The sequence below is a fragment of the Enterobacter sp. Y17 genome, from assembly GCF_019730495.1.
Lineage (GTDB): Bacteria > Pseudomonadota > Gammaproteobacteria > Enterobacterales > Enterobacteriaceae > Enterobacter > Enterobacter asburiae_B.
In genome coordinates this window covers 156,605-171,798 of sequence record NZ_JAASKP010000002.1, presented here as the reverse complement: position 1 = coordinate 171,798, position 15,194 = coordinate 156,605, and the positions used below count along the sequence as shown (strand labels likewise).

Sequence of the window (15,194 nt, the reverse complement as noted above, 5' to 3'; positions counted from 1 at the left end):
CCCCCGTCAGAAATCGTATTTGCTGATGTTCTCTTTGGTGAACACCACGCGCTCCGGCAGCAGCACGATGCCGTTGCCCTTCGCCTCATACTGGTAGCCCTGCACGCTGTTCGGCTCGACCTTCAGCGCGCCGATATTTTTTACGTCCACGCTGTCGCCGACGTTAAGATCGCCTTTTTTCAGCAGGCGATCGGCGACGTTGACCGCAATTTTGCCCTGTTGTACGACATCCCACAGGCCGAAGGCTTTCACCGTGCCGCGCTCAACGTACGGGCGCATCACGTTCGGCGTGCTGAAGCCGACAATCGCCACCCCTTCCCGCTTCAGGTTTTCCGCCGCCTGCGCCGCCGCTGGAAGCGCGTTGGCGTCCGGGGCGATGATCGCATCCAGATCCGGATACGCTTTTAAGATCCCTTCGGCGGTTTGCAGGGATTTGGTGGCGTCGTTATAGCCAAACTGGGTCGTCACGACCTGCCACTGGGGGTGATCTTTCTCGATTTTGGCCTTCGCCTCTTTCACCCACTGGTTCTGGTCGGTGACGGTCGGGCTTGAGTAGAAGAACGCCACTTTAGCGTTCGGTTTGGTGACCTGTTTGCCCGCCATCTCCACCAGCAGGCCGCCCAGCTGCTCCGGCGTCCCCTGGTTGATGTAGATGCTGCGGCACTCCGGTTTGGTGTCGGAATCCCAGGTCAGGACCTTGACGCCGCGCTGCATCGCGCGCTTGAGCGCCGGGCAGAGGCCGTCCGGCGACACGGCGGAGACGATAATGGCGTTATAGCCCTGGTTAACGAAGTTATTGATGAGCTGCACCTGCCCGGAGACGCTCGGCTCGGTTGGGCCGTCGTAGGTCACGTCCACGCCGAGATCTTTTCCCGCCTCTTTCGCGCCGTTGCCGCCGCTGGTGAAGAACCCCACGCCCACCAGCTTCGGGATAAAGGCGATGCGGTCCGCCGCCTGCGCCGAGGCGAAGCTGAGGGCCATTGCCAGGACTATCAGTTTTGTTTTCATCTTACGCTCCGGATAGTTTTCTAAAGAGAGAACGCACCCACTCGCGGTGCAGACTCAGCGAACGTCCCATCACCACCACAACCAGCAGCGCCCCTGACAGCGCGCTCGACACCTGGTTAGGGATGCCGACCATCTGTAAACCCTGCTGCAGGTAGCCCACCAGCAGTGCCGCCAGCGCCGTACCAACAACCGAACCTGACCCGCCGTAGATATTGGCCCCGCCGAGCACGGCGGCGGTGAGCGCGGGCATCAGCAAATCACGCCCCAGATCCGAACGCGCGGAGCCGAAATAGGAGACCATCACCAGCGCGGCAACCGCCGAGGCCACGCCCACCAGGCCGTACAGCGCGTAGGGCATGCCGTTCACCGACAGCGCCGCATAGCGCGCCGCGCGCGGGTTTTGCCCGATCAAAAACAGATGGCGACCAAAGCGCCCTCGGTGGGTAATCAGCCAGAAGAAAAACGTAATCACCGCGAACAGCACCAGCGGGATCGGCAGGCCCAGCACCGTGAGGTTAGCGAACGCCATGAAGCCGTCCGGGAAGCCGCCGATGCCCTCGTAGCCCGTCGCGCCCGCCATGCCGGAGAGCAGCAGCGCGCCGCCGCCGTAGAGGTAAAGCGTGCCGAGGGTGATTACTAAAGGACTAATGCCGGTGTAGTGGATCAGCGCCGCATTCAGCAGTCCGCACAGCAGGCCGAGCAGCAGCGTCAATGGAATAGCGACCGCCATCGGCCACCCGGACTGCATCATCACGCCCAGCGCGATGGCGCACAGGCCGATAGTTGAGCCGAGGGAGATGTCGATCCCGCCGCTGATGATGACCAGCGTGAGCGGCAGCGCCACGATGCCGATGCAGATGAAGTCGCTGGTGCTGAACAGCAGCATGTTGACGTCGAGCATGCGCGGGTTGATGGCGCCAAAGAGCAGGATCTCCAGCACCAGTAAAATCAGCAGCGCGCTTTCCCAGTTAAGCCTCATTTACGCCACCTCTTTTTTGCGTTTGGGAAACGGGGTGACGTGCTTTCCCCCTTTGTTACCCGGCTGGAAGCGGCCGTACTTCAGCGCCCGCTGATGGCGCGCCAGCGCCTGGCGCAGACGCCCGTCGAGCACCAGCACGCCCAGCAGCACCAGCCCGGCGATAAAGTCGTTCCACCACGCCGGGAGCCTGAACAGCACCAGCACGGTGTCGATTTGGGTCAGGAAGAAGGCGCCGAGCAGCGCACCAATCAGCGTGCCCGTGCCGCCCAGCAGCGAAATACCGCCGAGCACGCAGGCGGCGATGGCCTTCATCTCCAGCCCGCTGCCGGTCTGGTTGGGCACAAAGCCAATCTGCGCGGCAAAGACGATCCCGGCGCAGGCCGCCAGCATGCCGTTGAGGGTAAAGGCGATCATGCGGGTGCGGTTCACCGCCACGCCCAGCTGGCGCGCGGCGGCGAGGTTATCCCCCACCGCGTAGAAATCACGCCCGAACGCGGTGCGCGACAGCGTCCACGCGCCGGTGACCGCGATAATCAACACCAGCATGCCGAGCGGCGAAATGCCGATGGCGGCAGGCTCAGAGAGGGATTTCAGCCCGGGTGGCAGTCCTTCAATCCACTTTCCGCCGGTCCAGAGCAGCATCGCGCCACGGTACAGCCCCAGCGTGCCGAGGGTGGAGACAATCGCCGGGATGCGCAGCCCCACCACCAGAAACCCGTTGAACGCCCCGGCCAGCGCGCCAGTAGACAGCGCGAAGAGAATGGAAACGGGCAGGCTGTAGCCGCTGTTCAGCGCCACGCCGACGGCAATGGCGGACAGCCCGACGGTTGAGCCAACGGACACGTCGATATTGCGGGTCAGCATCACCAGCGCAGCGCCGATGGCCAGCAGGATCAGGATCTGCGAGCTGGCGAAAATCATCCCGAGCGTCTGTAAACTCAGGTAGGACGGATTCAGCGCCACCAGCACGGCGAACAGCGCCAGAATGGCGAGGAACGCGCTCAGCTCGCGGTTTTTCAGTAAGGTCTTCATGACTGCCCTCCGAATGCCAGCGCCATCATCCTGTCGAGGCTGACGGCGTGGCGCGGCAGCTCGCCGCTGAGCACGCCCTGATGCATCACCAGCACGCGGTCCGCAAGGCCCGGGAACTCGTCAAGATCGCTTGAGATCATCAGCACCGCCACGTTCTGCGCCGCCACGCTTTTTATCAGCTGGTAGATGTCGGCGCGCGCCGAGACGTCCACCCCGCGCGTCGGTTCATCGACGATCAGCAATAAGGGGTTGGCCTCCAGACAGCGCGCCAGCAGCACCTTCTGCTGGTTGCCGCCGGAGAGCGTGCGCACGGTTTGATCCGCATGGTTGAGCTTGATCCCCAGCGCCCGGTGATAGCGCTCCACCACCGCCGACTCCCGCTTGCGCTGCTGCCAAATCGACGGCTCGTTCAGCGCCACCGTGTTCCAGCGGATCGGCGCGTCGAGGAACAGGCCGGACACCTGCCTGTCTTCCGGCAGGTAGACCAGCCCTTTTTCCAGGCGTGAACTTACCGGCTCGGCGGTAATGTCCTGATTCTCCAGCCAGACGCGTCCGCCGCGTACCGGCCGCAGGCCGTAGAGCGTTTCCGCAAACTCGGTGCGCCCGGATCCCACCAGCCCGGCCAGGCCGACGATCTCGCCGGCGTAGATCTCAAGGCTGAGATCGATAAAGCCTTCCCCGGTGAGATCCTCCACCCGCAGCACCGGGAAATCCTGCGGCTGGGTGCGGCGGTTGCCCGGCAGCGCCAGCCACAGCTTTTGCGTATCGCTGAGGGATTTCTCCCGGCTTACCGGCGTCATGGCGGCGATCAGGGCGCTGTCGTCAAACTGCGCGGTTTCACCGCTCAGCACCACCGCGCCGTCGCGCATCACCGAGACGTGGCTTGCCAGCTGGCGAATCTCCGGCAGCTTGTGCGAGATAAAGACAATCCCGACGCCGAGCGCCTGCAGGGCGCGGATCTGGCGGAACAGCCGCTCGGTTTCGCCGGGCGTGAGGGAGGCCGTGGGTTCGTCGAGGATCAGGATCCTCGCGTTGCGCATCAGCCCGCGCAGGATCTCCACCATCTGCTGATCCGCCACTTCCAGGGTGCTGGCGGCGGCGTCGAGGTTAAGCTGGCACTGGAGCTGCTGGAGCTTCTCCGCCAGGCGCTTTTCCAGATCGCGTTCGCGCGGCAGGCGAAACAGGATGTTTTCCCGCACCGTCAGGTTGGGGAACAGCAGCGGCTCCTGCGGCACCAGATAAATGCCTAACCCGTGCGCCTGAGCGGGCGTGAGCCGCGCATATGACTGCCCCTCGACAGAAAGTTCACCGCCGTCCGGCGTTTCGACCCCGGCGATTATCTTCATCAGCGTCGATTTTCCCGCGCCGTTTCCGCCCATCAGTGCGTGCACCTGGCCCGCAATCAGCGTGAAATCAATGCCTTTTAAGACCGGCACGCCTGAGAACTGCTTGCTGATATTCTGCGCGTCGAGAAGTGGTGTCATCATCGCTCCGCTATTGAACAAATGATTTTTAGATTTAATAATGTTCAAAAGCGTAGACGGTGAACTATATTTACAACCGTGCAGGGATCACAGTTTTATCGATTGAGATACAGATAAACCAGAAACGATCTAAAAGATCCGTTTTGTCGCGTGGCTCACACTTTCCCTTCGCGCCATCACGAACATATGATCTAAATTTTTATAAGAGTTCAACTATGAGCGATAAACGCACTGCGGAAGAAGGACGGTTTGCCGGGCTGGCACTGGCGGAAGAGGAGCTGGTGGCGCGCGTGGCCTGGTGCTACTACCACGACGGATTAACCCAGAACGACATCGGCGAGCGGCTCGGGCTGCCGCGCCTGAAAATCTCCCGCCTGCTGGAAAAAGGCCGTCAGTCCGGGGTGATCCGCGTGCAGATCAACTCCCGCTACGAGGGCTGCCTGGCGCTGGAGACCGAGCTACAGCAGCGCTTTGGCCTGAAGCTGGTGCGCGTGATGCCCGCGTTAAATACGCCGCCGATGAACGTGCGGCTCGGCATTGGCGCGGCGCAGTCGCTGATGGGCATACTGGAGCCCGGCCAGCTATTAGCGGTGGGGTTTGGTGAAACCACCATGAGCTGCCTGCAGCACCTGAGCGGCTTTATCAGCTCGCAGCAGATCCGCCTGGTGACGCTCTCCGGCGGCGTCGGGCCGTACATGACCGGTATTGGCCAGCTGGACGCGGCCTGCAGCGTCAGCATGATACCCGCCCCGCTTCGCGTGTCATCCGCAGAGGTGGCCGGGATCTTAAAACGCGAGACCAGCGTGCGGGACGTGATCCTCGCCGCCACCGCCGCCGACGTGGCGGTGGTCGGCATTGGTTCAGTGAACCAGCGCCGTGACGCGACGATACTGCGCTCCGGCTATATCAGCGAAGGTGAACAGCTGATGTACGCCCGCAAAGGCGCGGTCGGCGACATTCTCGGTTATTTCCTCAATGCCGAAGGGGAATGCGTCGAGGAGCTGGAGATCCACAAAGAACTGCTGGGCGTCACGCTCGATGAACTGGCGCAGCTGCCCACCATCGTTGGCGTAGCCGGAGGGGAAGAGAAAGCCGATGCGATTTATGCCGCACTGAAGGGTCGCCGTATCAATGGCCTGGTGACGGAGGAGACGACAGCCCGCGCGGTGCTGGCTCTGGCCGACTAAGAGCCGCCCTGCGCTAACAACGAGGCAAGCTCATGAGTTACCTTTTAGCGTTAGATGCAGGGACAGGCAGCGTTCGCGCCGTGATTTTCGATTTACAGGGCAACCAGATTGCCGTCGGCCAGGCCGAGTGGAAGCACCTGAGCGTGGAGAACGTGCCGGGATCGATGGAGTTCGATCTGGAGACCAACTGGCAGCTGGCCTGCCGGTGCATTCATCAGGCGCTGGAGCGCGCGCGCCTGAGCGCGGCGGATATTCAGTCCGTCGCCTGCTGCTCCATGCGCGAAGGGATCGTGCTGTACGACCGCAACGGCGAGGCCATCTGGGCCTGCGCCAACGTCGACGCCCGCGCCAGCCGCGAGGTGGCCGAACTCAAAGAGATCCACGACGACCGTTTTGAATCCGAAGTATATGAGGTTTCCGGCCAGACGCTGGCGCTGAGCGCCATGCCGCGCCTGCTGTGGCTGGCGCACCATCGTCCTGACATCTACCGTAAAGCCGCCACCATCACCATGATCAGCGACTGGCTGGCGGCGAAGCTCTCCGGCGAGCTGGCTGTTGACCCGTCTAACGCGGGCACCACCGGCATGCTGGATCTCTTCTCCCGCGACTGGCGTCCGGCGCTGCTCGACATGGCCGGGCTGCGCGCAGATATCCTCTCCCCGGTGAAAGAGACCGGTACCGTGCTGGGCGCGATTACCAAAGAGGCCGCTCAGCAGAGCGGCCTGCGCGAAGGCACGCCGGTGGTGATGGGCGGCGGCGACGTGCAGCTGGGCTGTCTGGGGCTGGGCGTGGTCCGCGCCGGACAAACGGCGGTGCTGGGCGGTACCTTCTGGCAGCAGGTGGTGAACCTGCCGCAGGTGCGTACCGACCCCGAGATGAACATCCGCGTGAACCCGCACGTTATCCCCGGCATGGCGCAGGCGGAGTCGATCAGCTTCTTTACCGGGCTGACCATGCGCTGGTTCCGCGACGCCTTCTGCGCCGAGGAAAAGCTGATTGCCGAGCGGATGGGGATGGACACCTATTCCCTGCTGGAGGAGATGGCCAGCCGCGTGCCGGCTGGCTCCCACGGGGTGATGCCGATCTTCTCCGACGCGATGCATTTCAAGCAGTGGTACCACGCCGCGCCGTCGTTTATTAACCTCTCCATCGACCCGGAAAAGTGCAACAAAGCGACGCTGTTCCGCGCCCTGGAGGAGAACGCTGCGATCGTTTCGGCCTGTAACCTGGCGCAGATTTCGCGTTTCTCCGGCGTGACGTTTGAAAGCCTGGTGTTTGCGGGCGGCGGGGCCAAAGGTGCCCTCTGGAGCCAGATCTTAAGCGACGTCACCGGGCTGCCGGTGCGCGTGCCGGAAGTGAAAGAGGCGACGGCGCTCGGCTGCGCGATTGCCGCAGGTGCGGGCGCGGGGCTGTTTGCGGATATGGCCTCGACGGGCGAGCGGCTGGTGAAGTGGAGCCGCGAGTTCACGCCGAACCCGCAGCACCGCGAGCTGTACGACGGCATGATGCAGAAATGGCAGGCGGTGTACGCCGACCAGCTCGGGCTGGTGGACAGCGGGCTGACGACGTCGATGTGGCAGGCACCGGGGTTAGTAAAAACCCACACCCCTCACCCTGCCCCTCTCCCCTGAGGGGAGAGGGAAAAATCAGATCGAGCCAATTCTTTGAGACCGCACCAGCCAGTCCCCTCTCCCCTCAGGGGAGAGGGTTAGGGTGAGGGGCGAAGTTCTTTGAGATCTATCACAATCATTCGATCCCGCTTTTACCTTTCCGCTGCCGCTGGCTAAATTAGTAACTCATCCGACCACATAACAATAATTTTACACTGGAAGAGACTATGAGCCGCTACCCGTCGTTATTCGCCCCCCTCGACCTGGGGTTCACCACCCTCAAAAACCGCGTGCTGATGGGCTCGATGCACACCGGGCTGGAAGAGCGTCCGGACGGGGCCGAGCGTCTGGCGGCCTTCTATGCCGAGCGCGCGCGCCACGGGGTGGCGCTGATTGTGACCGGCGGCGTGGCCCCTGCACCTTCTGGAGTGACGATGGAGGGCGGCGCGGTGCTGAACGATGCATCACAGCTTGCGCACCACCGGATCGTGACCGACGCGGTGCATAAAGAAGGCGGCAAAATCGCCCTGCAAATCCTGCACACCGGACGCTACAGCTATCAGCCGAACCTGGTCGCGCCGTCGGCCATTCAGGCGCCGATTAACCGTTTTAAACCTCACGCCCTTAGCCACGATGAGATTCTGGCGTTGATTGACGACTTCGCCCGCTGCGCGGCGCTGGCGCGCGAGGCGGGCTACGACGGCGTTGAGGTGATGGGTTCAGAGGGCTACCTGATCAACGAGTTCCTCGCCGCCCGTACCAACCAGCGCGACGACGAATGGGGCGGCGACTATGCCCGCCGGATGCGCTTTGCCGTGGAGGTGGTGCGCGCGGTGCGCGAACGTGCGGGCGCGGACTTTATTATCGTCTTCCGCCTGTCGATGCTCGACCTGGTGGAGGGCGGCGGGACGTTCGACGAAACCGTGCAGCTGGCGCAGGCGATTGAAGCCGCAGGTGCCACCATTATCAACACCGGCATCGGCTGGCACGAGGCGCGCATTCCGACCATCGCCACGCCGGTGCCGCGCGCGGCGTTCAGCTGGGTAACGCGCAGGCTGAAGGGCAAAGTGTCTGTTCCGCTGGTCACCACCAACCGCATTAACGATCCGCAGGTAGCGGACGATGTGATTTCACGCGGCGACGCCGACATGGTGTCGATGGCGCGCCCGTTCCTGGCCGATGCCGAACTGCTCTCCAAAGCGCAAAGCGGCCGTGCGGACGAGATCAACACCTGTATCGGCTGTAACCAGGCCTGTCTGGATCAGATCTTCGTCGGCAAGGTCACCTCTTGCCTGGTTAACCCGCGCGCCTGTCATGAAACCAAAATGCCGGTCGTTCCGGCGGTCAGTAAAAAGCGCCTGGCCGTGGTGGGCGCTGGCCCCGCGGGCCTGGCGTTTGCGGTGAATGCCGCCTCGCGCGGGCACAGCGTGACGCTGTTTGATGCGCTGGCGGAGATTGGCGGGCAGTTTAATATCGCCAAACAGATCCCCGGCAAAGAGGAGTTCTATGAAACCCTGCGCTACTACCGCCGGATGATCGACCTGACGGGCGTCGAGCTGCGGCTTAATCAGTTTGTCAGCGCGGCGGATCTGATCGGTTTCGACGAGGTGATCCTGGCGAGCGGGATCGTACCGCGCACGCCTGCGATCGAGGGCATCGATCATCCTAAAGTGTTGAGCTATCTGGATGTATTGCGTGACAAAACGCCGGTCGGCGAGAAGGTGGCGATTATCGGCTGCGGCGGGATCGGCTTTGATACCGCCATGTACTTAAGCCAGCCGGGCGAGGCCACCAGCCAGAACATTGCCGAGTTTTGCGTGGAATGGGGTATCGACACCAGCCTGAACCAGTCCGGCGGGCTACGCCCGGAAGGGCCGCAGCTGCCGAAAAGCCCGCGCCAGATCGTGATGCTGCAGCGCAAGGCCAGCAAGCCGGGCGAAGGGCTGGGCAAAACCACGGGCTGGATCCACCGCGCCACTCTGCTCTCGCGCGGGGTGAAGATGATCCCGGCGGTGAGCTACCAGAAGATCGACGACGAGGGTCTGCACGTCACGATCGGCGGCGAGCCGCAGCTGTTACGTGTGGATCATGTGATTTTATGCGCCGGGCAGGAGCCGAAGCGCGATCTGGCGGATCCGCTGCGCGAAGCCGGTAAAACGGTGCATTTGATCGGCGGGTGCGACGTGGCGATGGAGCTGGATGCGCGGCGGGCAATTGCGCAGGGGACGAAGCTGGCTCTGGCGATCTAGGGTATTGCCGGGCGGCCAGGGTAAAAGCAAAACGGCAACCCAGTTGCCGTTTTTAGCGTTTGCTCCCTCTCCCTGTGGGAGAGGGCCGGGGTGAGGGCATCAGGCCGCACATCCCCAATCTTACCGACGACGTCCCAGCTTCACCGCCTTCAGCACCACGAACTTGTTATTGGTCGCAATGGTGACGCAGTTGCCGAAAATCTTCTTCAGCTTGTGGAAGTAATCCAGGTGGCGGTTCGCCACGATGTATAGCTCGCCGTTGATTTTCAGGCAGCGGCGCGCGTGGTGGAACATCTCCCACGCGACGTTATCCGTCAGGGCGTGCTTCTGGTGGAACGGCGGGTTGCAGAACACGGCGTTGAAGCGGAACGGCTCTACGCCGGACAGCGCGTTGTTGATCATAAACTCGCAGCGGTCCAGCGCTTCCGGCATGTTGGTTTCCACGTTCAGACGGCTGGAGGCCACCGCCATCGGCGACTCGTCGCTGAACACCACGCTGGCGTCCGGGTTCTTCGCCAGCAGCGTCAGGCCAATCACGCCGTTACCACAGCCCAGATCGACAATCTCACCTTCCAGATTTTCCGGCAGATGTTCCATAAAGAAACGCGCCCCGATATCCAGCCCGGTGCGGGAGAAGACGTTCGCATGGTTGTGGATGGTCCAGTCGGTGCCTTCCAGCTTCCAGCTCAGGGTCTCCGGCGCGTCGGCCAGCTCCGGCGCGCTGAAGGTGCAGTTGATCAGGCGCGCTTTTTTCCAGGCCAGCGTCGTGGTGGTCGGGCCGAGGACTTTCTCGAACAGCTCGAGCGTCGAGGTGTGAATATCGCGCGCTTTAGCGCCCGCGATAATGCGCGTTTCCGGCGTCACGACCTTACGCAGCGCGCGCAGCTGTTGCTCCAGCAGCGCCATGGTTTTTGGCACTTTGATCAGCACCACGCCCGGCGCCTGTGGGTAGTCCGCGGTGCTGTCGAGGAATTTCACGCTGGATTCTTCGATGTCGTTATGGCGCAGGTTTTCACGCGTCGCCAGCTCGCTCAGGTAGGAATCGCCGATGCTGTATGGCGTGTGCTCCGCCAGGGCGCAGCCCAGCGCGCCAAAGGCGTCATTCAGGATCAAAACCGGGCCGCGGATTTCAGTCTCATCCAACTGCTGCAGCAGATATTCATCCGCCGCTTCCCACGCCATGAGCGGGTTAACGTCGTCCGTTTCCGGGAAACGTTTAAGGTTGAGTGAACGGAAACCGTTGTCTAAGTGGCTCATCGGCCCTCCTGAATGGTAAAATTTGGCGTATCCCTGAAAAGGGTGCGTGAGTATACCCGTTTTCGCATTAATTTGGGCTTTTGATGAACCAACTTACTTATCTCCAGGGCTATCCGGAGCATTTACTGACTCAGGTTCGCAGCCTGATTGCCGAGCAGAAGCTCGGCGCGGTGCTGGAAAAACGCTATCCCGGCACGCACGATTTCGCGACCGATAAGGCCCTCTGGCAGTATACGCAGGATCTGAAAAGCCGGTATCTGAAGAGCGCGCCGCCGATCAACAAGGTGATGTACGACAACAAGATCCACGTGCTGAAAAACGCGCTCGGCCTGCACACCGCCATCTCCCGCGTACAGGGTGGCAAGCTGAAAGCGAAGGCCGAAATCCGCGTCGCGACGGTTTTCCGTAACGCGCCGGAAGCCTTCCTGCGGATGATCGTCGTCCACGAGCTGGCGCACCTGAAGGAGAAAGAGCACGACAAAGCGTTCTATTCCCTGTGCTGCCACATGGAGCCGCAGTACCACCAGCTGGAGTTTGATACCCGCCTGTGGCTTACGCATTTATCGTTAAATGGTAATGCGGAATAGCGCACGCGAATTGTCATGATGACGTGCTACAGTGGCTAAAGGTTCCCCGCTACGGAGTACGTAAACGTTTATGATACGTTTCGCAGTCATTGGTACGAACTGGATCACGCGCCAGTTCGTCGACGCCGCCCACGAAACCGGCAAACTTAAGCTTACCGCAGTCTATTCCCGCAGCCTTGAGCAGGCGCAGAGTTTTGCCAACGATTACCTCGTTGAGCATCTCTTCACTTCGCTTGATGACATGGCGCAAAGCGACGCCATTGACGCGGTGTATATCGCCAGCCCGAACTCCCTGCACTTCCCGCAAACGAAGCTGTTCCTCAGCCATAAAAAGCATGTGATTTGCGAGAAGCCGCTGGCGTCAAACATTGAGGAAGTGGAAGCGGCCATTGCGCTTGCCCGCGAAAACCAGGTGGTGCTGTTCGAAGCGTTCAAAACCGCCAGCCTGCCGAATTTCCTGCTGCTGCAGCAATCCCTGCCGAAAATTGGCAAGGTGCGTAAAGCCTTTATCAACTACTGCCAGTACTCGTCGCGCTATCAGCGCTATCTGGACGGCGAAAACCCGAACACCTTTAATCCGGCCTTCTCGAACGGCTCTATTATGGATATCGGTTTCTATTGTCTGGCCTCTGCCGTGGCCCTGTGGGGCGAACCGCACGGCGTCAGCGCCACCGCCAGCCTGCTGGAGAGCGGCGTGGATGCGCACGGTGTTGCGGTGCTGGATTACGGTGATTTCAGCGTCACGCTGCAGCACTCCAAGGTGAGCGACTCCGTGCTGCCGAGCGAAATTCAGGGCGAAGCGGGCTCGCTGGTTATCGAGAAGATCTCCGAGTGCCAGAAAGTGAGCTTTGTGCCGCGCGGAGGCAAAGCGCAGGAGCTGACGCAGCCTCAGCATATTAACACTATGCTCTATGAGGCAGAGGTCTTCGCCCGTCTGGTGGAAGACAACGAAGTGAATCACCCCGGCCTCGCGGTGAGCCGCACCACGGCAAAGCTGCAAACGGAGATCCGCCGCCAGACCGGCGTGGTATTCCCGGCAGACGGCGTGAGCGCGGAAGCGATCGCGTAAAGCTGTGTAATGAAACGGCGCAGACCATTGACGAAACCAATGGTCTGACATATTTTGTTACCTGCAAAGGGGAGTAACTTCTTCGCCGGTGGATCGTCATTACGATGCGTTAAACACGCATCCGGTCGCCGGGCAACCTTCGTGGTTGTAAGTGAGACCTTGCCGGAAGGCGAGGTCTATGCATAAAAAGCTAACGGCTATCGTCTTCTGACCATGGCCGTTTTTGTTTTTTATGTGTAAGGAAAATTGTATGCATTCTGTCGGCACTCCAATGTTGTGGGGCGGATTCGCGGTTGTCGTGCTCATCATGCTGGCGATCGACCTCTTTTTGCAGGGGCGTCGCGGCGCACACGGCATGAGCATCAAACAGGCTGCGGCCTGGTCTCTGGTGTGGGTCACCCTCTCCCTGCTGTTCTGTGCCGCCTTCTGGTGGTACCTGGCCTCGACCGAAGGCCGCGCGGTGGCCGACCCTCAGGCGCTCGCCTTCCTCACCGGTTATCTGATTGAAAAAGCCCTGGCGGTTGATAACGTCTTCGTCTGGCTGATGCTGTTCAGCTACTTTGCCGTGCCTGCTGCCCTGCAGCGACGCGTGCTGGTGTACGGCGTGCTGGGCGCGATTATCCTGCGTACCATCATGATCTTCGCCGGCAGCTGGCTGATTACCCAGTTCGAATGGCTGCTGTACGTCTTCGGCGCGTTCCTGCTGTTCACCGGGGTCAAAATGGCGCTGGCGAAAGAAGACGGCTCCGCGATTGGCGATCGCCCGCTGGTGAAGTGGATCCGTGGGCATCTGCGCATGACCGACAAGATCGAGAGCGAGCACTTCTTCGTGCGCAAGAACGGCCTGCTGTTTGCCACTCCGCTGCTGCTGGTGCTGATTCTGGTTGAGCTAAGCGACGTGATTTTCGCGGTGGACAGTATTCCGGCGATCTTCGCGGTGACCACCGACCCGTTCATCGTCCTGACGTCTAACCTGTTCGCCATCCTCGGCCTGCGTGCGATGTACTTCCTGCTGGCGGGCGCGGCGGAGCGCTTCTCGATGCTGAAGTACGGTCTGTCGGTGATCCTGGTGTTTATCGGCATCAAGATGCTGATCGTCGATTTCTACCATATCCCGATCGCCATTTCGCTCGGCGTGGTGTTTGGCATTCTGATCGTGACGCTGATTATCAATACCTGGGTTAACCGCCAGCACGATAAGAAGCAGCAGGTGGAGTAAAACGTTCGGTGCGGACTGATGCCCTCACCCCGCCCCTCTCCCACAGGGAGAGGGGGAAATGCAATGTTGGCCGGGTAAGCGTAGCGCCACCCGGCATTTTCGTTAATCAATAGTTAAAAAACATGACGTAACACGTAAAATCCAGCATTTTACGCTTTCTTCCTTTCGCGCATTCCCTATACTCGACCAGGCAAACATTTACTTACATCCGGACATAAATGTGACTAAGAGCACATCCGGGATGGAACGCAATTTCACTCAGGAAATACGTATGAGCACACAATCAAGCGGACTGTTCGCGCGCCTGGCGCAGGGCAGCCTCGTTAAACAAATTCTGGTCGGGCTGGTGCTGGGTATTCTGCTGGCGATGGTGTCAAAACCTGCTGCGGAGGCTACGGGGCTGCTCGGGACCCTTTTCGTTGGCGCACTGAAGGCCGTGGCACCGGTACTGGTTCTGATGCTGGTCATGGCGTCAATTGCCAACCACCAGCACGGACAAAAAACCAACATTCGCCCCATTCTGTTCCTGTATCTGCTGGGAACCTTCTCGGCTGCCTTAACGGCCGTGGTGTTTAGCTTCCTGTTCCCGTCCACGCTGCACCTGACCAGCGCGGCCGGTGACATCACGCCGCCATCCGGCATTGTCGAAGTGCTTCGCGGACTGCTGATGAGCATGGTTTCTAACCCCATCACCGCGCTGATGAGCGGAAACTACATTGGCATCCTGGTCTGGGCGATTGGTCTGGGCTTCGCGCTGCGTCACGGTAACGACACCACGAAAAACCTGGTCAACGATCTGTCCAACGCCGTGACCTTTATGGTGAAGCTGGTGATTCGCTTTGCGCCAATCGGTATTTTCGGGCTGGTCTCCTCTACGCTTGCAACCACCGGTTTCGACGCGCTGTGGGGCTACGCGCAGCTGCTGGTTGTACTGGTCGGCTGTATGCTGCTGGTGGCGCTGGTGATCAACCCGCTGCTGGTGTTCTGGCAGATCCGCCGCAACCCGTATCCGCTGGTGCTGACCTGCCTGCGCGAAAGCGGCGTGTATGCCTTCTTCACCCGCAGCTCTGCGGCGAACATTCCGGTTAACATGGCGCTGGCGGAGAAGCTGAACCTGGACCGCGATACCTATTCCGTGTCGATCCCGTTGGGCGCAACCGTGAACATGGCGGGCGCGGCAATCACCATCACCGTGCTGACCCTGGCGGCGGTGCATACGCTGGGCATTCCGGTGGATCTGCCAACCGCATTGCTGCTGAGCGTGGTGGCGTCACTGTGCGCCTGTGGCGCATCCGGCGTAGCGGGCGGTTCGCTGCTGCTGATCCCGCTGGCGTGTAATATGTTCGGCATCCCGAACGAGATTGCGATGCAGGTTGTGGCCGTCGGCTTTATCATCGGCGTGCTGCAGGACTCCTGCGAAACAGCGCTGAACTCCTCTACCGACGTGCTGTTTACCGCAGCGGCCTGTCAGGCGGAAGACGCGCGTTTAGCGAAGAACCCCCTGCGCAGTTAA

12 protein-coding genes are annotated in these 15,194 nt (G+C 61.1%); 7 read left to right on the top strand and 5 right to left on the bottom strand.

Features of this window, described 5'->3' with window-relative positions; genetic code table 11:
• Nucleotides 1-6: 6 nt before the first annotated feature.
• Genes lsrB through lsrA form a run of 4 tightly spaced genes read right to left on the bottom strand, consistent with a single transcriptional unit; the run spans nt 7 to nt 4,503 of the window.
• On the bottom strand, nt 7-1,008 hold the full coding sequence (gene lsrB, locus HCH49_RS15085; RefSeq protein WP_033146708.1) for an autoinducer 2 ABC transporter substrate-binding protein LsrB: 1,002 nt from the start codon (nt 1,006-1,008) through the stop codon (nt 7-9).
• A 1-nt stretch (nt 1,009) separates the two neighbouring features.
• Nucleotides 1,010-1,987: an autoinducer 2 ABC transporter permease LsrD gene (gene lsrD, locus HCH49_RS15080; RefSeq protein ID WP_221702933.1), complete on the bottom strand. Its 978-nt coding sequence runs from the start codon at nt 1,985-1,987 to the stop codon at nt 1,010-1,012.
• Nucleotides 1,988-3,019 carry an autoinducer 2 ABC transporter permease LsrC gene (gene lsrC, locus HCH49_RS15075; protein WP_221702932.1) on the bottom strand — a complete coding sequence of 344 codons (1,032 nt, stop codon included), beginning with the start codon at nt 3,017-3,019 and terminating at the stop codon, nt 1,988-1,990.
• Nucleotides 3,016-4,503, bottom strand: coding sequence for an autoinducer 2 ABC transporter ATP-binding protein LsrA (gene lsrA, locus HCH49_RS15070; RefSeq protein WP_033146711.1), 1,488 nt, complete (start codon nt 4,501-4,503; stop codon nt 3,016-3,018). Before lsrA ends, lsrC begins: the two co-directional genes overlap by 4 nt.
• A gap of 215 nt (nt 4,504-4,718) precedes the next feature.
• Between lsrA and lsrR the strand changes: the two genes are divergently transcribed.
• From lsrR to HCH49_RS15055, 3 genes are all read left to right on the top strand, one after another.
• Entirely contained in the window at nt 4,719-5,690 is a 972-nt protein-coding gene (lsrR, locus tag HCH49_RS15065; protein ID WP_221702931.1) for a transcriptional regulator LsrR, read from the top strand.
• A gap of 32 nt (nt 5,691-5,722) precedes the next feature.
• Entirely contained in the window at nt 5,723-7,321 is a 1,599-nt protein-coding gene (gene lsrK / locus HCH49_RS15060) for an autoinducer-2 kinase (RefSeq protein WP_221702930.1), read from the top strand.
• A gap of 206 nt (nt 7,322-7,527) precedes the next feature.
• Nucleotides 7,528-9,549, top strand: a complete 2,022-nt coding sequence (locus HCH49_RS15055; RefSeq protein WP_221702929.1) for an NADPH-dependent 2,4-dienoyl-CoA reductase — start codon at nt 7,528-7,530, stop codon at nt 9,547-9,549.
• A 120-nt stretch (nt 9,550-9,669) separates the two neighbouring features.
• Here HCH49_RS15055 and rlmG read toward each other — a convergent pair whose 3' ends face one another.
• Nucleotides 9,670-10,806: a 23S rRNA (guanine(1835)-N(2))-methyltransferase RlmG gene (gene rlmG, locus HCH49_RS15050; protein ID WP_023333530.1), complete on the bottom strand. Its 1,137-nt coding sequence runs from the start codon at nt 10,804-10,806 to the stop codon at nt 9,670-9,672.
• 83 nt (nt 10,807-10,889) lie between these two features.
• On the opposite strand from rlmG, the gene HCH49_RS15045 reads away from it, so the two are divergent.
• The 4 genes from HCH49_RS15045 to sstT all read left to right on the top strand — a co-directional run bounded on the left by HCH49_RS15045 (nt 10,890) and on the right by sstT (nt 15,194).
• Nucleotides 10,890-11,393, top strand: a complete 504-nt coding sequence (locus tag HCH49_RS15045; protein ID WP_023333531.1) for a YgjP-like metallopeptidase domain-containing protein — start codon at nt 10,890-10,892, stop codon at nt 11,391-11,393.
• Nucleotides 11,394-11,463: 70 nt separating this feature from the next.
• Nucleotides 11,464-12,462, top strand: coding sequence for a Gfo/Idh/MocA family protein (locus HCH49_RS15040; RefSeq protein WP_033146716.1), 999 nt, complete (start codon nt 11,464-11,466; stop codon nt 12,460-12,462).
• A gap of 250 nt (nt 12,463-12,712) precedes the next feature.
• Nucleotides 12,713-13,681, top strand: a complete 969-nt coding sequence (locus tag HCH49_RS15035; protein WP_029739669.1) for a TerC family protein — start codon at nt 12,713-12,715, stop codon at nt 13,679-13,681.
• A 271-nt stretch (nt 13,682-13,952) separates the two neighbouring features.
• Nucleotides 13,953-15,194 (top strand): serine/threonine transporter SstT, encoded by a 1,242-nt coding sequence (gene sstT, locus HCH49_RS15030; RefSeq protein ID WP_064673352.1) that lies wholly within the window; start codon nt 13,953-13,955, stop codon nt 15,192-15,194.

Coding starts and splice junctions, on each gene's coding strand:
- lsrB (WP_033146708.1), bottom strand. CDS start 1,008: ATGAAAACAAAACTGATAGTCCTGGCAATGGCCCTCAGCTTCGCCTCG.
- lsrD (WP_221702933.1), bottom strand. CDS start 1,987: ATGAGGCTTAACTGGGAAAGCGCGCTGCTGATTTTACTGGTGCTGGAG.
- HCH49_RS15035 (WP_029739669.1), top strand. CDS start 12,713: ATGCATTCTGTCGGCACTCCAATGTTGTGGGGCGGATTCGCGGTTGTC.
- rlmG (WP_023333530.1), bottom strand. CDS start 10,806: ATGAGCCACTTAGACAACGGTTTCCGTTCACTCAACCTTAAACGTTTC.
- sstT (WP_064673352.1), top strand. CDS start 13,953: ATGAGCACACAATCAAGCGGACTGTTCGCGCGCCTGGCGCAGGGCAGC.
- HCH49_RS15045 (WP_023333531.1), top strand. CDS start 10,890: ATGAACCAACTTACTTATCTCCAGGGCTATCCGGAGCATTTACTGACT.
- lsrR (WP_221702931.1), top strand. CDS start 4,719: ATGAGCGATAAACGCACTGCGGAAGAAGGACGGTTTGCCGGGCTGGCA.
- HCH49_RS15055 (WP_221702929.1), top strand. CDS start 7,528: ATGAGCCGCTACCCGTCGTTATTCGCCCCCCTCGACCTGGGGTTCACC.
- HCH49_RS15040 (WP_033146716.1), top strand. CDS start 11,464: ATGATACGTTTCGCAGTCATTGGTACGAACTGGATCACGCGCCAGTTC.
- lsrC (WP_221702932.1), bottom strand. CDS start 3,019: ATGAAGACCTTACTGAAAAACCGCGAGCTGAGCGCGTTCCTCGCCATT.
- lsrK (WP_221702930.1), top strand. CDS start 5,723: ATGAGTTACCTTTTAGCGTTAGATGCAGGGACAGGCAGCGTTCGCGCC.
- lsrA (WP_033146711.1), bottom strand. CDS start 4,503: ATGACACCACTTCTCGACGCGCAGAATATCAGCAAGCAGTTCTCAGGC.